The following is a 20,948-nucleotide window of genomic DNA, read 5'->3' as shown; positions in this document are numbered from 1 at the left end:
CATCAAGCTCAGTTATAGTAATCGCCACGAAATGGGGATGATTCCCCCGATTGACGCATCCTTAGACAACAGATAAGAACCGCTGCATGAGCAATAAGCCCCGCCATCCCCACCGTAAAACCCTGAATCAACAATTAGCAAAACTCTTTAGGCCTTGGCACAGAAGACTGGGGATCGCCAGCGCATTGCTGGTGGTAATGGTATCAATTAGCGGTATATTAATTAACCACAGTAATCAGCTAACCATAGACAGCAGTCACGTAACACAAGCATGGTTGCTGGATCATTACGGTATTAAACCGCCAAATGAGATAAAGATTTTCCAAACTAAACCACTGTTGGCCATCACTGATAACCTATTATGGCTCAATGACAAACGTATCCTTGAGGCGAACGCACCACTTATCAGTGCAATAGTTTATCAACAAATGTTTGTCGCCATTGATGAAAGTAATCTCTATATACTCTCTGCTGAGGGGGAATTACTCGAACAACAAAGCAGAGCCACTGGTCTGCCTGACAACATAGAGGCCATTGCCATTCAAAAAGATCGGCTATTCCTTAAGACCCAAGAGGGCCAATTTGTGGCAGATGCCGAACTCATTGAGTGGGCAGCCACAACAGTCAAGCCTACGCTAGTTTGGCAACAAGGGCTTGATGGCAGCAAAATCACAGCAGCCAAGGCCCAAGTCTCCCTTTTATCGCGCTCAAATAACCTGACCTGGGAACGTGTATTACTTGACCTTCACAGCGGTCGCATTGTTGGTTTGTCTGGCCAATGGCTTATGGATCTAGTGGCACTATCATTAATCTTTATGGCATTTTCAGGCCTGTACCTGTGGCGGCAAGCTAAGCCTAAAAAGCGCAGCAAACGCCCCTAATGACCGCCACAACCGTCCCATCCAGCAGCCTGTTATCCTTACAAAAGTATTAAGCTAACAGGCTGATATAACTAAAAATAGTAAAATCTCCACCACCATCAAAAAAATCTGCCTTTAGAGTAGATGATTTTCTAGCAAAAAACACTATCCTGAGTTAGCTTAAGCCAAATACCGCCAACACTTTATTATGCGGTTAGAAAAGGGCACAACGCCAGCAGAGGTGAATATCACCTTCTTGCTTTACTTATTTCGAGGTTTGCCAACTATGTCTACACTCGCATCGCCAGCCCTTAAGTCATTGCAGACAAACATTGACGCCCCACTGCACCAATTAGTGGCAGATATCGATATACTTGATGCGGTAAAACCTCTCAATAATGTTGAACAAAAACAAGCCTTTTTCGATAATCAATTTTCGGTGGAACCTTCCTTCATTTACGCCAAAGAGAATATCGATCCGTTTAAACTCAAACGCGCCCTATTTAACCTGCCATTAGAAACCTTAAAGGATGACGATCTCTACACTTTATACCTAGATGTTATCGACTCCTATGTCGACAAAGTCGATCAATACAAGTCGATCGGTAGCACGGATTTTTTATATGATTCATTGCGTTATTACGGTGAGCCAAGCGAAAAAGATATTAATAATGCACAGTTCATTTTGCATCTACCCGATGATCCCGATGACAACGTCGGTAAGTTGCAAGATGCACAAGCCATTTGCCAGATCCTCTCATCGATGGCAGCTCAAGAAGGCTATACTTGGCAGTTGCAAATGGACGATTCTATGGTGGCGAATGCGCTAGTTTCAGGCACCAAAGTGCGCATTAATAGCCGCGCTATACTTTCTCACACCGACTCACTGGCTTTAGCCCACCATGAACTAGGCGTGCACTTAGTAACCTCCTTAAATGCACAAAGCCAGCCATTAAATGTGCTCTCATTAGGCTGTCCGCTCAACACCATGACCCAAGAAGGGTTGGCGATTTTGAGTGAATATCTGTCGGGAAACCTTACCTTAAAACGACTAAAAATATTGGCGTTACGGGTAATGGCGGTAGCCTCTATGATTAAAGATAAAGATTTTCGCTCCACCTTTTTGCTGCTTAAAGAGCAATATGGTGTCGAAGATAATCTAGCTTATACCATCACAGTAAGGGTCTATCGTGGGGGCGGTTACACTAAAGACCACCTCTACCTCAAAGGCTTCAGTATGATACTGAATGCCTATGAAAAGGAGGCTAACTTTAATCACCTACTAACAGGAAAAACATCACTGGCTTATTTGCCACTTATCTCACGTTTAATCAGCAAAGGCGTTTTGATTGAACCCAAGTATGTTACACCCTCCTATAAACAACCGGTACAGGCCAATGCGGTCAACCGCTTTATCACCCATGCAATACGCTAATTAACATTGACGTTAAATAAGGCGAACTTATGACGAACCTAGCCCAGTTCACATTGCTAACTCAATCCTTTATTCGCTCATTTAAACAGAGTGATTGCGGCGCCTATATTCAGCCGCTAGTAGACCAAGATACCGAGTTCATGCAATTAATAGGCATAGATCCAAGGATTTGGCGTTTCGCACGATTTCCAAAGAGCACACCAGAGAGCTTTAACCACTATTTTACCAACGTATTGTCAGATGAAGGCAGCTTTTTATTTAGTGTACAGCTTAAAGAAACCGATGCGATCATCGGCTTTACCCGACTTAAAAATATGGATTTTGATCATCGCCGTGCAGAGACTGGAACCTGGCTCATTGGCGATCAGCAAGGCAAAGGGCTCAATAAGTATATAAAACAGCAGCTATTAACCATCGCCTTCGACGTACTCCAGCTCAACGAGGTATATTGTTACGTCAATTGTGACAATCATCCCTCGGTAAAGAGCCTACTCTCTTTAGGGTTTGAGATTAAAGAAGCGCAGCAGCGGCTATCGCCGACCCATAACGAAATGGTCGATATGCAACAGTACTACCTGCATATGACGGCTGAGATGTTCCAGTGTTCAGGTTTAAGACTAAGCTGCTATCCGACTAGATAAGGGAAAAAGATCCCTTATCTAAGCCGGTAAGCATTAACCGCCAGTCAGTTTTTGCCACCACGACAGTGGCTCACCACAGTTTTTGGCTGGATGATAACTCTCTGCCAGTGCCGGCAGCGCCATCACATTGCCACAATCACGCTCCATTGCCGCACCAGATGTGGCATCAAAATAGCCCTGCACCACACCATTTACAGGTGTTCGCCTTAGGCTAATAGGCGCCCTATTTTTTAAGAACGCCTGATAAACCGCCATGGCACCACTACTGCCATACAAGCCTGTTTTGCCGTTATCATCTAAACCGACCCAAATTGCCGCGACATTTCGCTCATCAAAACCGGCAAACCAAGAGTCACGAGAGTCGTTACTGGTTCCGGTCTTACCCGCCAAGGTGACACCTGGAAACGCCTGACCCAGCCGCCGCGCCGTCCCCGACGCGACCACTTGAGTCATGGCATGCTGCACTAAAAAGTCACTGCCAACATCAATGGCCTGTGATGAAGAGAGCCCCGCGCCCTGCAGCGGATTATTGTCCATATCGAGTACATGAGTCACCGCACTCAACTGACGGTAACGACCATTATCTGCAAGGGTTTGATACGCCTGTGCCACCATCAAAGGTGAGCCATTAATAGCCCCCAATAGCATCGATGGGTACTCAGGAATTTTGTCAGTCCAACCAGCTTTATCTAGTGTCGTCGCCACCGCACTAGTGCCGATAGCCATACCCAAATTAACCGTTGGCACATTCATCGAACGTTTAAAAGCGGTTAATAACGGCACCTGTCCGGTAAACTTTTTGTCCACGTTTTGGGGTGACCAAGTTTTACCCTGACCATTTTTAAGGGTAATGGGTTCATCTTTCAAGGGGGTCGCTAAGGTGTATTTATTCCCCTGAGACAAAGCTGTTGCATAGACAAAGGGTTTGACCAAGGAGCCTATGGGACGTCTTATCTCCACGGCACGATTAAACCCTTGGTAGCTTGGCACCTTATCACCGACCATGGCAGCGATGCCCGCGGAGTACTTGTCGGTCAACACCATACCGACTTGCAATGCCTTATCACGTTGGCTCAACTGTTTCATGGTCGAAGCCACGGCTTTTTCAGCCGCCTCTTGCGCCATTGGATCTAAGGTGGTGTACACCTTAATACCCGACTGCTGCAGCAAAGCATTGCCAAAACGTTGATTTAATTCATGTCTCACTACTGCAAAAAATGCTGGCAACTTCTGATGCACAGGTTTATCAAACTTACGCAGCCCCAGTGGTGATTCCACTGCCGCTTTATATTGCGCCACCGATAACTGCTCCGCCTCCATGAGCAAACGCAGCACTAGATCACGACGCTCTTGCGCGCGCGCAGGGTAACGCCAAGGATTGTAATAGGAAGGACCTTTAATCGCCGCGACCAAAAATGCCTGTTGCGGCAAAGTCAGTTCGGCAATCGGGCGACCAAAATAAAATTGAGAAGCGAGCCCCATACCATGAACAGCACGCGACTTATCTTGCCCCATATAGACTTCATTTAAGTACGCCTCAAGGATCTCATTTTTGTCATAGCGAAAATCGATAATGATCGCCATCAAGGCTTCTCGCACTTTACGGATAAGTGAGCGCTCACTGGATAAGAAAAAGTTTTTCGCCAACTGCTGGGTTAAGGTCGAGCCACCTTGAACGGTTCGCCCAGCACTGATATTCACCATCGCCGCTCGCACAATGGCAAAAGGGTTCACGCCGTGATGTTGATAAAAACTTCTGTCCTCCACCAATATTAAGGCATCGACGATCGCCTGCGGCATCTTTTCTGTCGGCACAAATAACCTATCTTCACCATCACCAGTGATCATGCGGTCCAGCAGCACAGGTTCTAGATGAAACACAGCCATTTGACGTTTATCATCATGGCGAGCGACAGACTCAACCCCAAAACCATCAAAAGTGATCATCACTCGCTGCTCACCTTGAGAGCCTTGTGGATGTAGGAAGGGACGACGCCATAGATCAACTTTAGTTTTAGACGCAGAAAACTCACCCACTTGACGAGGATTGGCCACCTTACGATATCCAAGTAGTTTTAGCTCGGCAATCAACTGTCCGTGACTGACGGCAGCCCCTGGATACAGTGCCATCGAACGGCTAAATACCTGCGCTGGAAGGTGCCACTTCTGTCCCTCAAACTTACGCGCAATAATCTGATCTAAATAGATACTGTAGATAGTCAACGCGGCCATAACAATCAGCGCTAATTTCCAAGTTATCGACCAGAGCTTACGCCCCCACCCTCTGGAGGTCGCCACGCCCTTCTTAGGCTTTGATTTGGCCTTGGCTGACTTACTGGCAGGCTTGCGTGGTACGCGCTTCTTTGGTGTCTCTTTCGTTGTCATTACAATTCCATTAAAAATCGATAACGGCGTTTTACTGGCCGTTATTTAATGTCTTTTTCTTGGTGAATTTGGTCGGTAAGGTGTTGGCTAGATCATCGGGCCATAGGTGCTTAGGGTAGCGGCCTTTCATCTCTTTTTTCACCTCAACATACGCGCCATTCCAAAAGTTGGCCAGATCGGCTGTCAATGCCAGCGGTCGCTGAGCAGGCGACAGTAACTCCATAGTAACCGTTAACTTTCCCTGCGCGATCTGTGGGCTTTGCGCCAAGCCTAAGGCCTCTTGCAGTCGCACGCTCAATAAGGCTCGACCAGAGGCTTCGTAACGAATTCTCGCTCGGGTTCCTGTTTTCATCAACCAGTGCGTAGGCAACATCTCATTCAGTTGCTGCTGTTGCTCCCACGGTAAACGGTTGAACAGTATCCCATAAAAATCCAAACTTTTAAGCTGTCCGATACGACGAACATCATCTAAATAAGGGCCGAGCCACTGCTCCAACTGAGCCAATAGCCCTTGCTCACTCACATCAAACCAAGTACCCGCTAGCTGATAATGGGTCGCTAAAGCAATACGCTGACGAAGCTGGGTTACCTTATCATCAAATGCCAATATCGATAGCCCTTTAGTACGGAGTAAGCCATAAATTGCTTGCTTTATCAGTGTACTATCAAGTTGCTGTAGTTGACGCTGCTCAACAACGATAGCACCTATCCGTTTTTGCTCAAAGGCAACAAACCGCCCCTGCAGCTCATCCCAGCCACACTCCACACGATTACTCACACAATGGCGAAGCTCAGAGGTCAAAGTCTGCGGATTTAACTTAGCAGCCAAATAGACGAGACCACTGCTCTGCCCCTGCGACTCTTGAAAGTCGGCAACGACTAACCAAGGCGTCGCGACTAACGCTTCATGCTCTCTCAAACTCACGCCAACACCGCAGGCGAGTAGGTAACGATGATCACCCCGTCCTTTGGCGATGCGGTCAGGATATGCCAACGCTAATAACAGCGCCATCTCGTCGGGATGACTTTGATAAACCTCATCATCAATATGGTTTGCGCCATTCACCCGTTGTAGGTAACCTCGAGCCAGTTGCGCGACTTCGCCTTGACGTGCATCACGTAAATAGCTGCTGATATCTGCGCCTCTTCGCGGCAGAGTGCGAGACTCCAAAATACCCGCCAATACCGCCGCTAAGCCCAAGTGGTGGCCGACGTTATCACCTTTATCAAACGCTTGAGCTTGAAGCAGCATATGTGCCAAACGCGGATGACACCCCAATTGATAAGCCGCTTGTCCATGGGGGGTGATTTTACGTTGGTCATCAACCAAAGTGAGCTGGGTGAGTAGCGACCAAGCCACCGCTTCATTGGCCTGATTGGCGGGGCTTAATAGCGGTAACTCAGCTAATGCGCTAACGCCCCAATAAGCCGCGTCGAGCACCATGGCGGTCAGATCGCCATGAAGGATTTCGGGATCATCGGCTTGCATTAATCGACCGTGCTCCTCCTGTCCCCATAAGCGGATACAATGCCCAGCACACAGACGACCCGCACGACCAGCGCGTTGCGCCGCAGATGCTTGGCTAATGCGCTTAAGTGACAAACGGCTTACGCCCGTTTTAGGATTGAAACTGGCTTGGCGTTTATAACCCGAATCGATGACTAAAGTGATCCCCTCAATCGTTAAACTCGACTCGGCAACATTGGTCGACAGCACCACTTTTCGCATTCCGGTCGGTGCTGGAGCGATAGCGCTGTCTTGAGCCGCAGCAGGTAAGCTGCCATAAAGCGGCGCAATAAGGTATTTGGTTGTATCCAGACGTTCATTGAGATATTGAGCTAACCGATTGATTTCATTCTGTCCGGGCAAGAAAGTTAATAGCGACCCCATTTGATGCTGATTGAGCGCATCATGGATCACTTTTGCCATATGTAACAACCAATCTTGTTGCGTCCCAGGCGCTTGATATTCAATCTCCACCGGGAAACTACGCCCCTCACTTTCAAGTAGCACCGCATTGGGCATTAAGGCACGCAGCGGTAAACCGGATAATGTCGCTGACATGGCGACAATCTTAAGATCTTCACGGAAAACAGCTTGCAGCTCAAGCGCTAGGGCCAAACCAAGATCCGTGGTGAGATGACGTTCATGGATCTCATCGAAAATAATCAGCCCAATCCCTGCTAACTCAGGATCTTGCTGGATCATCCGCGTTAGAACCCCTTCTGTCACCACTTCCAACTGAGTCTCTTTGCTGACTCTGGATTCGCCTTTTACCCGGTAACCCACCCGCTTGCCCACAGTTTGGCCGCACTGCTTAGCAATAAAGCGGGCAACATTTCTTGCCGCCATGCGTCTTGGTTCGAGCATCAGAATTTTCCCCGATATCTCAGGCCAATCGAGCATTGCTAAAGGCAAGGCGGTCGACTTTCCGGCACCGGTAGGGGCTTGTAAAATGAGCTGGTCATGGGCCGCTAATGTTTGTTGAATGCGACTAAGGAGCTGATGGATAGGTAACTGATTCAAAGGTGACGTTCTATCGCTAAAAACTGCGACAAGTGTACAAGGAAAGCCAACAAAACAAAACTGATGTGCGACGGCAACTCACTAACTGAGTTGTTGGTACCAGGCTAAACTGTTGCCCGACGTCAGGCCATTCAATGAACTCGGCTTAGCGATACCATAACCTTGCCCATAGTCCACGCCAAGCTCTTTAAGGTGACGACCAACGGCTACAGATTCAACAAACTCGGCGATGATCTCAAACTCCATATCACGACCTAACTGCACAATGGCATTAACAATGGCTTGGTCTGCCTTGTCCTCGCATAGGTTTTGCACAAATTGACCATCAATTTTGACAAAATCCACATCCAGTAATTTCAGATAAGCAAAGCTTGAAAAACCGGAGCCAAAATCATCAAGGGCCAGCTTACACCCCATAGGCTTTATTAAGTTAATCAATTCGGTTGCATGATCTAACTGACTGACCGCTGCGGTTTCGGTGATCTCAAAGCAGAGTTTACCCACCAACTCAGGCTCACCCAGTAGACGCATCTCTAACCAGTCAATAAACTCTTTGTCGCCTATCGATAACGCCGATAAGTTCACCGATATCATAGACATCGCCTGCCAAAGTGATAAATGCTCAGCCCCCCAGCGCAATAGATGATCAATCACCCATTTATCGACTTTTGAGGCCAAATTAAAGCGCTCGGCTGCCGGTAAGAAAATCCCTGGTGCAATCAGCTCACCATCATCGGATATCATTCGGAGCAATATCTCTAAATGTAAGCCTTCTGACTCCTTCATTAACGGCTCTATCGGCTGAAAATAAAGCTCAAATTGGTCCTTGGACAAGGCTCCGATAATATCCACAGAGGCACTCATATCGGTATTAAGTCTATCTAAGGTGGGGTCATCCGCCTGATACAAGTACCAACCGTTACGCCCTTTTTCTTTGGCAATACGGCACGCAGCACTGGCACTTCTTAACAGCTCGGAGATCGACTCTTCTGGTACATCGCACCGAGCTAAGCCCAAGCTGATACTGACACTGTGTTTTCTCTCATTCCATACAAATTCATGCTCACTGAGGGCATGACAGATACGCTGCGCCACTTGCTGGGCGATCGCCATGTCGATATCTGGCATCAAAATACCGAATTCATCGCCACTAAGACGTGCGACCACATCATCTTTGCGCACTAACTGCCCAAGTCGTGCCGCCACTTCACAAAGCAGGCGATCACCCGCCTTGTGGCCACTGACATTGTTGACGATCTGAAAACGATCTAAATTGATAAACGCAACGAAGGTAGAACGCCCTTGACGATTAGGCTTAGCTTGAGTGTATAGCGCTTCGAAATAGCTACGATTAGGCAGTCCTGTTAGCCCATCGAAATGCAAGGAGATGGGTGGGGCCGTGGCAAGCTGCTCTTCGATAGGCTCAATAAACATCAATAGTGGCCCCTCTTCACCAGAGAGCGACAAAAAAGTCAGTCGTGACGGTGCAGGGGAAGGACTTGGCTTTATTACCAGTTCACAGGAAGCTTGCTCTAAAACTTGGCCTCTCACTAACTGCATGGTATCAAGCAGTAATGCTTCGTCACGGCGATTAACCAAGGTCAACACCTCTTGCATCGCCTGCAGATGCAGTGTCTCTTCAGCACTCACATTAAAACGCACCACTTTATTATCAATATCAATATGCGCGCAGGGCATCGGCAATCGATACAAGTGTTCGGCACACACCAGTTCATTATTGCTAACAATCGAACGTTGGCGAATTAACTCTTGCTTAAACGCGACCAGGTGGCTCGCTAATCGAAGCGCTTCAATCTTATCCTCGTGCCATGGCTCGTCACAATCGTAACGATAGGCTCCCAATATATAGGTATCAATACCACTAATTGGCATCAACAACGCACTGCGGATCTGCACGGCATCCAACTGTGACTGAATGGCTAGGTCGTCGTCGATAATGGTGTTGAGATCATCGACAATACAGGGCGTTTTGAGTGATGCATAGGAGTGTAAACGACGATGGTTGGCCAGCCGAGTCAATAATCGTTCCGCATCTTTGCGGCTTAATTTCGCCCCCTGTGTCTGGCTCATCGCCTCAACCACCAGATGACGTCGCTGCTGAGTAACACGCAGCAAAAATAGTCCATCACAGTTGACATCCACGGCGAGATTTTCTAATACAGCATCAAGCTCATCATCTAAACCACCATCACACAAATAGGCCAAAACCTGTTGTAATAGATACGGTTGATGCTGCTTGCTATTAGGCATATAGGGCTAATTTCCTTGGTGACTCGGGCTTACGACACTAAAATTATAGCTAGGGATACGGCAATGACCCCGTTATTTCAACGATTCACACGCTAATACGATATGAAAGAGCTTATTAGTATCGTAAATTAATACAATGCGTTGACTCATGAGTAACAGGGATTATCACGCGAATTTTTGTATACAAATTAGTTAACAACAAATCCGTAACACACTCAAGTGTTAATCAGTAATAATACAATTTCATCAATGACATTTAGCTTTCATCGCAATCCGTAGAAGAGTAGACCGCTATGTTAAAGAGACTTTTTTTAGGTTTCAGTCCAAATGAGGTACAAACCACACAACTACTCGGTGAGCAAAATGCTATTGAAAGCGATGGTAACCGAGTGCCATCAGCTAATTTACATCTGACGTTGGCCTTCCTTGGCCAAGTAAATGAGTACCAACAAGCTTGCCTCATTGAACAACTCAATCATCACTCTACTGCCGCTAAGTTCAAGCGTTTTAACGTCATACTTAATGAATTCGTTCACTGGCAAAAAGCCAGCGCCATCTGCCTAATAGGTAAAGCTCTTGATCCCAATTTAATCGACCTTAAACGTCGAAGCGTCACCTTGGCCACAGATATAGGCCTGCACTGCAGCGAGCATGACTTTATCCCCCACATCACTTTGTATCGCAAAGCCAAGCGGCTGACCGCTGCGCCACCAGCCCCCTTATACTTTGCCCCTGATACCTTGCATCTGTATCAATCGGTGTCCACTCACAATGGCGTGCGCTATCCCATCGTGTCGTCATGGTCTCTGATAGATGAGCCGTGAGCGTAGATAAAAAAGCGGCCTCATGATGAGACCGCTTTAAGTATTCGATAGAGTTAAGTCATTAAGACGCTTAGTCTTCCAATAGTGCAGCTACCGTCAATACACCGTGAGTGGTTGCACCGGCGGCCCAAAGTCCATTAGCACTGTCAGCAAATGCCGCGGCTAAATCCACATGCAGCCACTGTGCATCAGGTGACACAAAGTGCCACAAGAACCCTGCCGCGTTAGAGGCTCCACCAGCGCCGCCTCCTTTCACTGGGCGACTATTTGCGGTATCGGCATACGGTGATGGACACATCTCTTTATGCCAAGGATCTAACGGTAACGGCCACACACGCTCCGCCACACTTGCGGCTTTAGCTTGAGTGCGCGCCAGTAATTCGCTGCTTGGAGAGAAAATGGCGTTATAGTTGGTGCCAACGGCCATCAAGGCTGCGCCAGTTAACGTTGCCGCATCGATGATTAATGGTGCCCCGGTTTCCGACGCGGCTTGCAGACCATCGGCCAGTACTAAACGCCCTTCCGCATCGGTATTAACCACTTCCACCGACACACCATTTTTATAGGTCAATATATCGCCCAGCTTGTAAGCATGGCCACTAATTAGGTTTTCAGCACAGCACAAAAAGAGTTTTACACGCTTGTTTAAGCCTGATTTGATAGCTAAACCAAGTGCTGCAGTAACGGTGGCTGCACCGCCCATATCGCACTTCATTCCCAACATTCCTTCAGACGCTTTAATGCTATAGCCGCCCGAGTCAAAGGTGATTCCTTTACCGACCAAGGCCACAGAAACTGGCGCGTCTTCACCCAAAGGATTGTAATCAAGCTCTAACATCGCTGGAGGACGCTCACTGCCGCGACCGACTGCATGAATACCAATCCATTTCTGTTGCAGTAACTCTTCGCCCTCAATAATACGATAGCTCACCTTATCGCCACCGATTTCAGCCAACCATTTAGCCGATTGAGAAGCTAATGTTACCGGCGCTAAATTCTCTGGGGTTTCATTAATTTGTTGGCGTGCAAAGCTGGCACTGGCTAGGCGGTCAGTCAACAACTTCTGCATACTCTCATCGCCTGTCCATTGAATCTCACCAGCACCTTTTGCCGTGGCGAAACCTTGAGCAAACGCCCATTGAGTGTGTAACTCCCAATGTTCACCACACAATGCAACCTGTGAAAGCCCTTGGCTGCGGAGTTTACGGGCGGCCTGTTGCACTTGGCGCAAATGATCACCGGCTTGCAGGTGAATATAGGCTTGCCCCTGCTCAAAAGTCACATCGGCTTTTCCCCAGTGGGCGGCAGGTGCATCATTGGTCAGAATAATCTTCATCGCGTGGCTCATATCGATTCCTTGTTTGGACAGCAATTATCTTAATCAGATTTTGTCATGGCAAAAACAGAGCTCACGAGGTCATCATTAGCATGATTTCTTACACTTGCTAACGCCCTATTTGTTTGCGCTAATCTGACAGGCATTATTATCGAGTCTTCATTTTTGCGCCCAAGTATAACCCCAAACCTTAATCAGGATAAAACCTGATCCGCCAATAGGCTCACTCCGTACTTTCTGCTAACCTGCTGCCACCGCTTATTTGATGATTTTTTAGTATGCTTTTTGATCCCAAATTTGAACAAGGCACCTTAATCAAACGCTATAAACGTTTTCTTGCTGATATCCAATTGCCCGACGGCTCACAAATCACCATTCATTGCCCTAATACAGGGTCGATGCGTCACTGCCTCTTTCCGGGTGAAAAAGTCTGGTATTCCACCTCAGACAATCCCAAACGTAAGTACCCCAATACTTGGGAACAAGCCCATAATGATGTAGGAGACATTATTGGCATCAATACGGGCCGTGCAAACGAGTTAGCCGCCGAAGGGATCGCTCAAGGGGTGATTAGCGAGTTAAGCGGATATGCATCACTGCGTCGCGAAGTTAAATACGGCAGTGAAAATAGTCGTATCGATCTACTTCTTGAAGATGAGCATAGACCGAATTGCTATATTGAAGTCAAAAGTTGCACTCTGCTCGAAGAGGGTCAAGGTTACTTTCCTGATGCCGTGACGACTCGCGGCCAAAAGCACTTACGAGAGCTAATGGAGATGGTGCGTTTAGGCCACAGAGCGGTACTATTATTTGTGGTGCAACACAGCGGCATTACTTCGGTCACAGCGGCCCGTCACATCGACCCTGACTATGCCAACTTACTCCAACAGGCAGCTCAAGCTGGCGTAGAAATCTTGGCTTATCGTGCGCAACTATCACCAAACAGTGCTTTCTTGGCTAAATCCTGTCCTGTCAAACTCTAAAAGGCGAGTAAAAGTTGAATTAATGCTAAATAGAGGACATAGTCAAAAGATAAAGAGATGGCAACATAAAAAATTTGCGTGGTATATCAGTTTCTGATATAGATATCGGCCTTTAATGAAAGACGCCCTACAACGCAAATGATTAACAGGAGATGCGTTATGCCTGAAGGCACTAAAAAACTTGGCGTGCTCGCTATCGCAGGTGTAGATCCTTACCAGGGGAAACCTGGCGAGGAGTATATGAATGACAATCAACTTGGTCATTTCAGAAAGATTCTCGATGCATGGCGCAACCAACTTCGCGAAGAAGTAGACCGCACTCTTAGTCATATGCAAGATGAAGCGGCAAACTTTCCCGATCCAGTGGATCGCGCTGCGCAGGAAGAGGAGTTCAGCTTAGAACTTCGTGCCCGTGACAGAGAGCGTAAACTGATCAAGAAGATTGAAAAAACGCTACAGAAAATTGAAGATGATGATTTCGGTTTCTGTGACTCGTGCGGTATCGAAATTGGTATTCGCCGTCTCGAAGCCCGTCCTACTGCCGATCAGTGTATCGACTGTAAGACACTTGCTGAGATTAAAGAAAAGCAGATGGCTGGTTAATCTGACTTTTTAATGAAAGCGGGGATTATCCCCGCTTTTTAGTATCTGCTTCTTGCAAAGGCTGCAACGTGCACTCTAAAGCCTATATCGGTCGTTTCGCTCCTTCACCCTCGGGGCCACTCCATTTCGGATCACTGATTGCTGCCCTTGGCAGTTACCTGCGAGCACGTGCTCAAAAGGGAAAATGGCTAGTCAGAATCGAAGATATCGATCCTCCTCGTGAAATTGCCGGTGCCAGTAGCCACATCTTAAGTACTTTAGACGCCTACGGCTTGCATTGGGATGACACAGAGCTTTACCAAAGCAGTCGGCTCGACGCCTATGAGATGCAGCTGCAACAGTTACTGAGTCAGAATGACGCTTATTATTGCCAATGTACCCGCAAATTAATCCAAACTATGGGTGGCCATTATGATGGTCGCTGCGGCCAGCTACACCCACCACTAAACCAAGGCGCTATTCGAATCCGCAACACCAGTCCCGTATGCCAGTTTACTGATCAATTAATGGGAGAGATCGATGTCGATGCCGATTTTGCCAGCGAAGATTTTATTATTAAACGCCGAGATGGTCTCTATGCGTATCAGCTTGCGGTCGTCATGGATGATGCTTATCAAGGGATCACCGAAGTCGTTCGAGGCTGTGATCTACTGACCTCGAGTGCGCGCCAAGCAACATTGTTCAATCAGTTTTCACTCACCAGCCCTCAATGGTTACATCTGCCACTCGTTTGCGCTGAGCCTGGGCTAAAACTGTCAAAGCAAAACCATGCGCCAGCCATAGACAGTAAGGCGCCACAGCAAAGTATCCAATCTGCGCTGGCCTTTTTAGGTCAACCTAGTGTCGATATCGATGATCCGCGCACTATGCTCACTCAAGCTATCAGCCAATTTACGCTACACGCTATACCTAAACAGCAGGAGATTGTCCTGTAACGTTAAGGGCAATCATCGCTGCCTATGACACTCGCGCCGTGATCATTGGCAGCTAACCGCTTCCCTGAGGGTATACTCTTTAAGCTGTATTTGAGTTATGATAGCGGCCTTATTTTATCGCTAACTTTAGATCCATGTTCGAGGTGTCCTATTTTTCGCCGTATTAGTCAATTCTGTAAGCAGCTTTTTGACGACAATCAAAACAACACAGAAACCACACAAGCGGGACTAAGCTTGGAAGTTGTAGCGCGCAAACATCACGCTATCTCTCGTAAGCAGATTAGCGAAAACGCTATAAAAGTACTCTATAGACTGCACAAAGCGGGCTTTAAGGCCTACCTTGTTGGCGGCGGTGTACGCGATATTTTATTAGGCCTCGAACCTAAAGATTTCGATGTGGTGACTAACGCCACTCCCGAAGAGATCAAAAAGCTGTTCCGTAACTGTCGCCTTGTGGGCCGTAGATTCCGTCTGGCGCATATCGTTTTCGGTCGTGATGTCATTGAAGTGGCCACCTTACGCGGTCACCATGTTGATAGCGGTGAAAAGATTTCTAAGACCAACGCTGAAGGTCGTCTGCTGCGTGATAATGTTTATGGCACCATTGATGAAGATGCAGAACGCCGTGACTTTACGGTTAATGCACTCTATTACGATATCAGTGACTTCTCTATCCACAGTTATGGCGGCGGCTTACAAGATCTTGAGTCGCGCACTCTGCGCCTGATTGGCGATCCACAGAAGCGCTATCGTGAAGATCCTGTGCGTATGCTTCGAGCCGTGCGCTTTGCCACAAAACTGGGCATGAGCATAGATAAAGGCGCGTCAGAACCTATCTATGAGCTGGCGCCGCTGCTTAAAGATATTCCCGCAGCACGCATGTATGAAGAGATATTGAAACTCTTCTTCAACGGTCAAGCACAAAACAATTTCACCATGATGCGTGAATTCGGCCTGTTTGAGCCGCTATTCCCATTAATTGAAACCTTATTAAAGGATGATCCTAAAGATCCTGTTGCCAAGATGGCCAACGCCATTATGCGTAATACAGATGAGCGAGTAAACGCAGAGAAGTCTGTTACTCCTGCATTTTTCTACGCGGCAATGTTGTGGTACCCCTTGAGTCAGCGAGCCGACGATATCGCACTGGAAAGCGGCTTAAGCTTATATGATGCCTTTTACGCTGCCATGGGCGATGTGATGGAGCAGCAATGCCAAACCATCAGCATCCCTCGTCGCTTTAGCACACCGGCTAAAGATATCTGGCAACTACAACTGCGCTTTGACCGTAATCAGGGCACCCGCGCCTTTAAGTTTATCGAGCACCCTAAATTCCGAGCCGCTTATGACCTCTTGCTACTGCGCGCAGAAGCCGAAGGTGGCAATGTGGCCAAGTCTGCCGCATGGTGGAAAAGCTTCGTTGAAGGCAGTGAAGAACAACGCAGTGTCATCGCACGCAGTGGCAGCAAGGGCAAAGGCAATCGTAATCGCAGTAATAGCCGTCGTCGCAGCCCAAAGAAAACCAGCAAGCCAGCAGAATAATGACCTATGTCTACGTCGCATTGGGGGCTAACCTTGAGTCCCCAGCTGCTCAACTTGATGATGCGATTAAAGCGCTCAAGCTGATCGCCAGCGATGGCATTATCAACGTCTCCCCCTATTATCGCAGCGCTCCTATGGGTGAAGTTGAACAACCCGACTATGTTAATGCTGTTGCATCATTTCATTGCGACCTTGCCCCCATCCCACTACTCGATGCACTGCAAGGGATTGAGCACCAGCAAGGCCGCGTACGCAATATCCGCTGGGGCGCCAGAACCTTAGATCTCGATCTGCTGCTTTACGGTAATCAAACGATAAACCAGCCAAGATTAACCGTTCCACATTACGGCATGAAACAACGCAGTTTTGTGCTGATCCCACTTGCAGATATTGCACCGGCATTAATCCTTCCTTGCGGGACGCCATTAGCGAGCCTAATTAACAATGAGCTGGCGATGCAATTGCAACAACTCGGCCCAGATCATTGAACTTGGCGCCCAGTTAGCATATAAAGCACACTAGTGTGTACCGAGTTCCTTTTTATAAATTGATTTAAGACCACCATTATGTCCAAGATAACCAGCTCTACCCTGCTTAAATTTAAGCAGGAAGGAAAAAAGTTCACTTCACTCACCGCCTATGACGCCAGTTTTGCGGGCGCGTTCGATAGTGAAGGTATCGATGTCCTACTTGTTGGCGACTCGATGGGGATGGTACTCCAAGGCCATGATGACACCTTACCTGTAACCATTGACGATATCGCTTACCATACGCGTTGCGTGCGTCGCGGTATTAAGCGGGCGCTACTGATAGCCGATATGCCCTTTATGAGTTATGCCACACCAGAACAAGCCATGACCAACGCCACGACGCTGATGCAAGCGGGGGCCAACATGGTTAAAGTCGAAGGTGGACATTGGCTACTCGACACTGTGACTAAGCTGACCGAACGCGGGATACCTGTGTGCGCCCATCTCGGCCTTACACCGCAATCGGTGCATGTTTTTGGTGGTTTCAAAGTACAAGGTCGTGATGCCGACAACGCCCAGCGTATTTTAAATGAAGCCAAAGCATTAGAAGCCGCTGGCGCGCAGCTATTAGTGGTTGAGTGCATTCCAGTCGCACTGGCTAAAACCATCACCGAAGCACTCACTATCCCAGTAATCGGAATCGGTGCTGGCGCTGACACCGATGGCCAGATCTTAGTCATGCACGATGTATTAGGCATCTCTAGCGGCTACATTCCACGCTTTTCGAAAAACTACCTTGCCCAAACTGGTGAGATACGCAGCGCCATTCGCGCCTATATCGAAGAGGTGGATAAAGGAATCTTCCCAAGCAGCGAACATACGTTTAGCTAATCCTAAGAGCTGTTAAAAAGGTCGTTATAACCATGTTTACTACTCAAGATATCGCTCACATCCGTGAGCAAGTTCGCCTTTGGAAACGTCAAGGTGAAACCGTCGCCTTTGTGCCGACCATGGGAAACCTGCACTTAGGTCACATCACCTTAGTAAAAGAAGCCGTTAAACGCGCCGATCACGTTGTGGTGTCAATCTTTGTCAACCCAATGCAATTTGGCGTTAATGAAGATCTAGACGCTTATCCACGCACATTAGACGCCGATAAGGCTGCCCTCATTGATGCAGGTGCTGAGTTACTCTTTACCCCAACGCCAGCGATCATTTACCCCAAAGGGATGGACAAACAGAGCTTTGTTGAGGTGCCGGCTATCTCAGACGAACTGTGTGGGGCGAGTCGCCCTGGGCATTTTCGCGGTGTCGCGACCATAGTGTGCAAACTGTTTAATATCGTCCAGCCGGATATCGCGTTATTTGGTAAAAAAGACTTCCAACAACTTATGGTGATCAAAACCATGGTTGACGACCTCTCTATGCCAATCGAGATAGTGGGCGTTGAGACCATCAGAGAGGCTTCAGGCCTTGCGATGAGCTCACGAAATGGCTATCTCAGTAACGAGCAAAAAAGCGCTGCAGCAGTGCTTAAGCAGACCATGGATAAAATGGCTAGTGCCATTCAGTCAGACGGAATGATTGAAGAGGCTATTTCAATCGCAACTCAGCAGCTGGCTGCCGCTGGATTTAAGCCCGATTATCTTGCCGTACGCTGTGCCGATACCTTAGACCCAGTCAGTACTGACCACCAGCACCTGGTGATCCTTGCCGCGGCATATATGGGGAATACCCGCCTAATTGATAACCTTTGCTTTAACCGAGAATAACTTTTAGCACACATTAAGCGACACACTGCCGCTTAATGTGTTATTTTTTAACGTATTAAGTAGTACTGACGTACATTTAAAATGCGTCGATAGTGGCCATCAAATAGAAATAAACCACCAAAATTGAATTGTGAGCAAGATCAGTTAGGCCCTATAAGGCTTAACATAATCACAACGGCTAAAATAGCGCTGAGTAATAAAGGTCTATTTTATTGAAGGTTAAATTGATCTTACCAATTCAAAGAAAGCACAACCCAGTAACAAGGCGATCTACATCACATTGACAATTATTTAGTCATTACATTTTTTAATTCAGAAATGAAATTATCAGATCAGATTTTTGCAAAAAACAGCAAAACTTAGAGTAAATACGTCATTAAAATCATCGTTTTTTGCTAAAAAATGCTAACTCACTACTGTTTTGTTATATACCAGCCCCTTGTCGCGTGACGCGCGTCACAAAACCATTTAATCACTTCAGACTAACGTCACAGCCATCTAACCCCACCTCACATATTAGATACAATATGATCTAGATCATATTGGCTTTACGTGAATTAGCGTTTAGTACGCATCACGACTTAGTTGGTCAAAAAAATTTACCACTAAGCAATAACATCGCAGCACTGTTTCAAACGACTCAGCGCCAACCATAACTAGAAATATTAAAGTAAAGACAGTAAGAGGCAATTATGACCCTACTTCAACTACTCGCCAGCTTAACGCCAGTAATCAGCGTGATGCTCTTTTTGGTACTTTTACGAATGCCAGCTTCGCGTGCCATGCCCATCTCTATGGTGGTAACCGGTCTTGCTGCGGTGTTTATCTGGCAGATGGATACCACCATCTTAGCGGCCTCAGTGGTGGAAGGTTTGCTATCGGCCTTAACACCACTGACCATTATCTTTGGTGCAGTATTCTTACTTAATACCCTTAAGTATTCCGGTGCAATGGACACTATTCGGGCAGGCTTTACCAATATTAGTGGTGACGCGCGAGTACAGGTGGTCATCATCTGCTGGCTATTTGGATCCTTTATCGAAGGCTCTGCAGGCTTTGGTACACCCGCCGCCATTGGCGCACCACTGCTAGTGCTGTTAGGTGTACCACCTATTGCAGCTGCGGTTGTAGCACTTATCGCCGACTCTACCAGCGTATCATTCGGCGCTATAGGCTTACCGGTTCTATTTGGTATGGAACAAGGCTTGATGCAAGGTGGTGTGAGCATGGCATCAGAGCAGATTGCTCAGCACGGTGGTAACTTCGCCGACTATGCCCAGTTCATTGCGTTACACATGATCACCATAGATCTGATCACAGGTACTTTAATTCCATTAGTGCTCGTTGCGGTACTTACCGGTTTCTTTGGTCGTAACAAATCCTTTAAAGAGGGCTTGGCCATCTGGAAGTTTGCCCTGTTCGCGGGCTTCGCCTTTACGATTCCCGCTTGGTTAATCAACTACTTTGCTGGCCCAGAATTCCCATCGGTGATCGGTGCGTTAGTGGGTATGGCCCTCGTGATCCCTGTGGCGAAAAAAGGTTACTTACTGCCTAAAACGCCTTGGAATGACTTTGCTGAAAATGACAATCAAGAGAAAGCGGTTGTTGAAACTAAAGCCCAGTTCTCTCAGTTTGCCGCATGGACTCCTTACATCATTATGGCTGCGCTGTTAGTGCTATCACGCACAGTAGCACCACTTAAAACTTGGTTGACGAGCTTTAATATTAGCTGGACAGGTTTACTCGGCACAGAGCTTAAAGCTGGTTTTGCTACCCTTTACGCCCCTGGTGCCTTCTTTGTTTTGGTCTGTCTGATAGGTTTCGTGCTGTTTAAGATGAAATCTTCAGCGATTAAGCAATCGATCACCGTGTCATGTAAATCTATGCTACCGACCATTATCTCTTTAGGTGCCTCGGTGCCTATGGTGAAAATCTTCCTCAATTCAGGCTCAAACGAAGCTGGGTTGCAATCTATGCCAGTGGCTCTTGCCGACCTGCTCGCAAACTCCATGGGCGCAGTATGGGCTTGGATTGCACCGATTGTGGGTATCTTTGGTGCCTTCTTATCAGGCTCAGCAACCTTCTCCAATATGATGTTCTCGGGTCTACAATACAGTGTGGCCGACAACATAGGCATGAACCATGCTTTAGCGCTAGCACTGCAAGGTATTGGTGCTAACGCAGGTAACATGATGTGCGTCATGAACGTTGTTGCTGCCGCTACAGTAGTAGGCATGGCGGGTCGTGAATCAGAGATTATTCGTAAGACCATGCCAGTCGCACTCGGCTATGCAATGGTTGCAGGTACTATCGCGGCCCTATGGGGCGGCTTATAACCCAAACACAGGTGGGCGAGCAGTGATG

The 20,948-nt window shown here is 47.5% G+C and carries 16 protein-coding genes; 12 read left to right on the top strand and 4 right to left on the bottom strand.

Annotated elements, in window-relative coordinates; all coding sequences use genetic code 11:
* Positions 1 to 86 precede the first annotated feature (86 nt).
* The 3 genes from L876_RS0110505 to L876_RS0110495 all read left to right on the top strand — a co-directional run bounded on the left by L876_RS0110505 (position 87) and on the right by L876_RS0110495 (position 2,936).
* The gene (locus L876_RS0110505; protein WP_028763776.1) at positions 87 to 881 is read left to right on the top strand and encodes a PepSY-associated TM helix domain-containing protein; all 795 of its coding nucleotides are present in this window, start codon (positions 87 to 89) and stop codon (positions 879 to 881) included.
* A 265-nt stretch (positions 882 to 1,146) separates the two neighbouring features.
* Positions 1,147 to 2,295, top strand: a complete 1,149-nt coding sequence (locus L876_RS0110500; protein WP_051413078.1) for a flavohemoglobin expression-modulating QEGLA motif protein — start codon at positions 1,147 to 1,149, stop codon at positions 2,293 to 2,295.
* Between the two features lie 29 nt (positions 2,296 to 2,324).
* Positions 2,325 to 2,936, top strand: coding sequence for a GNAT family N-acetyltransferase (locus L876_RS0110495; protein ID WP_028763774.1), 612 nt, complete (start codon positions 2,325 to 2,327; stop codon positions 2,934 to 2,936).
* A gap of 33 nt (positions 2,937 to 2,969) precedes the next feature.
* Here L876_RS0110495 and mrcB read toward each other — a convergent pair whose 3' ends face one another.
* The 3 genes from mrcB to L876_RS0110480 all read right to left on the bottom strand — a co-directional run bounded on the left by mrcB (position 2,970) and on the right by L876_RS0110480 (position 10,119).
* Entirely contained in the window at positions 2,970 to 5,321 is a 2,352-nt protein-coding gene (mrcB, locus tag L876_RS0110490; RefSeq protein ID WP_028763773.1) for a penicillin-binding protein 1B, read from the bottom strand.
* Between the two features lie 31 nt (positions 5,322 to 5,352).
* Complete coding sequence (gene hrpB, locus L876_RS0110485) at positions 5,353 to 7,848, bottom strand: ATP-dependent helicase HrpB (protein WP_028763772.1); 2,496 nt, start codon at positions 7,846 to 7,848, stop codon at positions 5,353 to 5,355.
* Positions 7,849 to 7,929: 81 nt separating this feature from the next.
* On the bottom strand, positions 7,930 to 10,119 hold the full coding sequence (locus tag L876_RS0110480) for a putative bifunctional diguanylate cyclase/phosphodiesterase (RefSeq protein WP_028763771.1): 2,190 nt from the start codon (positions 10,117 to 10,119) through the stop codon (positions 7,930 to 7,932).
* A 293-nt stretch (positions 10,120 to 10,412) separates the two neighbouring features.
* Between L876_RS0110480 and thpR the strand changes: the two genes are divergently transcribed.
* The gene (thpR, locus tag L876_RS0110475; protein ID WP_028763770.1) at positions 10,413 to 10,943 is read left to right on the top strand and encodes an RNA 2',3'-cyclic phosphodiesterase; all 531 of its coding nucleotides are present in this window, start codon (positions 10,413 to 10,415) and stop codon (positions 10,941 to 10,943) included.
* A gap of 70 nt (positions 10,944 to 11,013) precedes the next feature.
* On the opposite strand, the gene pepB is transcribed toward thpR, so the two are convergent.
* The gene (pepB, locus tag L876_RS0110470) at positions 11,014 to 12,291 is read right to left on the bottom strand and encodes an aminopeptidase PepB (protein ID WP_028763769.1); all 1,278 of its coding nucleotides are present in this window, start codon (positions 12,289 to 12,291) and stop codon (positions 11,014 to 11,016) included.
* Positions 12,292 to 12,557: 266 nt separating this feature from the next.
* Here pepB and sfsA point away from each other — a divergent pair, with 266 nt between their 5' ends.
* The 8 genes from sfsA to L876_RS0110430 all read left to right on the top strand — a co-directional run bounded on the left by sfsA (position 12,558) and on the right by L876_RS0110430 (position 20,920).
* Entirely contained in the window at positions 12,558 to 13,262 is a 705-nt protein-coding gene (sfsA, locus tag L876_RS0110465) for a DNA/RNA nuclease SfsA (protein ID WP_028763768.1), read from the top strand.
* Positions 13,263 to 13,421: 159 nt separating this feature from the next.
* Entirely contained in the window at positions 13,422 to 13,865 is a 444-nt protein-coding gene (gene dksA / locus L876_RS0110460) for an RNA polymerase-binding protein DksA (RefSeq protein WP_028763767.1), read from the top strand.
* A 68-nt stretch (positions 13,866 to 13,933) separates the two neighbouring features.
* Positions 13,934 to 14,800, top strand: a complete 867-nt coding sequence (gluQRS, locus tag L876_RS0110455) for a tRNA glutamyl-Q(34) synthetase GluQRS (protein ID WP_028763766.1) — start codon at positions 13,934 to 13,936, stop codon at positions 14,798 to 14,800.
* A 90-nt stretch (positions 14,801 to 14,890) separates the two neighbouring features.
* Positions 14,891 to 16,342: a polynucleotide adenylyltransferase PcnB gene (gene pcnB, locus L876_RS0110450; protein WP_028763765.1), complete on the top strand. Its 1,452-nt coding sequence runs from the start codon at positions 14,891 to 14,893 to the stop codon at positions 16,340 to 16,342.
* Positions 16,342 to 16,830, top strand: coding sequence for a 2-amino-4-hydroxy-6-hydroxymethyldihydropteridine diphosphokinase (gene folK, locus L876_RS0110445; RefSeq protein ID WP_028763764.1), 489 nt, complete (start codon positions 16,342 to 16,344; stop codon positions 16,828 to 16,830). The genes pcnB and folK overlap by 1 nt, the downstream gene beginning before the upstream one ends.
* 78 nt (positions 16,831 to 16,908) lie before the next feature.
* Entirely contained in the window at positions 16,909 to 17,703 is a 795-nt protein-coding gene (panB, locus tag L876_RS0110440) for a 3-methyl-2-oxobutanoate hydroxymethyltransferase (protein ID WP_028763763.1), read from the top strand.
* A gap of 32 nt (positions 17,704 to 17,735) precedes the next feature.
* Entirely contained in the window at positions 17,736 to 18,584 is an 849-nt protein-coding gene (panC, locus tag L876_RS0110435; protein ID WP_028763762.1) for a pantoate--beta-alanine ligase, read from the top strand.
* Positions 18,585 to 19,276: 692 nt separating this feature from the next.
* Positions 19,277 to 20,920 (top strand): L-lactate permease, encoded by a 1,644-nt coding sequence (locus L876_RS0110430; protein WP_051413076.1) that lies wholly within the window; start codon positions 19,277 to 19,279, stop codon positions 20,918 to 20,920.
* The last annotated feature ends 28 nt before the right edge of the window (positions 20,921 to 20,948 follow it).

This window comes from Shewanella colwelliana ATCC 39565 (genome assembly GCF_000518705.1).
Lineage (GTDB): Bacteria > Pseudomonadota > Gammaproteobacteria > Enterobacterales > Shewanellaceae > Shewanella > Shewanella colwelliana.
Note: the sequence above shows the minus strand (reverse complement) of the source record. Positions and strands in the feature narration are given on the sequence as shown.

Bases quoted from the DNA above. Each gene is read 5' to 3' on its own strand.
- L876_RS0110480 (WP_028763771.1), bottom strand. From the start codon at position 10,119: ATGCCTAATAGCAAGCAGCATCAACCGTATCTATTACAACAGGTTTTG.
- L876_RS0110430 (WP_051413076.1), top strand. From the start codon at position 19,277: ATGACCCTACTTCAACTACTCGCCAGCTTAACGCCAGTAATCAGCGTG.
- panB (WP_028763763.1), top strand. From the start codon at position 16,909: ATGTCCAAGATAACCAGCTCTACCCTGCTTAAATTTAAGCAGGAAGGA.
- dksA (WP_028763767.1), top strand. From the start codon at position 13,422: ATGCCTGAAGGCACTAAAAAACTTGGCGTGCTCGCTATCGCAGGTGTA.
- L876_RS0110505 (WP_028763776.1), top strand. From the start codon at position 87: ATGAGCAATAAGCCCCGCCATCCCCACCGTAAAACCCTGAATCAACAA.
- L876_RS0110500 (WP_051413078.1), top strand. From the start codon at position 1,147: ATGTCTACACTCGCATCGCCAGCCCTTAAGTCATTGCAGACAAACATT.
- L876_RS0110495 (WP_028763774.1), top strand. From the start codon at position 2,325: ATGACGAACCTAGCCCAGTTCACATTGCTAACTCAATCCTTTATTCGC.
- pepB (WP_028763769.1), bottom strand. From the start codon at position 12,291: ATGAGCCACGCGATGAAGATTATTCTGACCAATGATGCACCTGCCGCC.
- sfsA (WP_028763768.1), top strand. From the start codon at position 12,558: ATGCTTTTTGATCCCAAATTTGAACAAGGCACCTTAATCAAACGCTAT.
- folK (WP_028763764.1), top strand. From the start codon at position 16,342: ATGACCTATGTCTACGTCGCATTGGGGGCTAACCTTGAGTCCCCAGCT.
- panC (WP_028763762.1), top strand. From the start codon at position 17,736: ATGTTTACTACTCAAGATATCGCTCACATCCGTGAGCAAGTTCGCCTT.
- thpR (WP_028763770.1), top strand. From the start codon at position 10,413: ATGTTAAAGAGACTTTTTTTAGGTTTCAGTCCAAATGAGGTACAAACC.
- mrcB (WP_028763773.1), bottom strand. From the start codon at position 5,321: ATGACAACGAAAGAGACACCAAAGAAGCGCGTACCACGCAAGCCTGCC.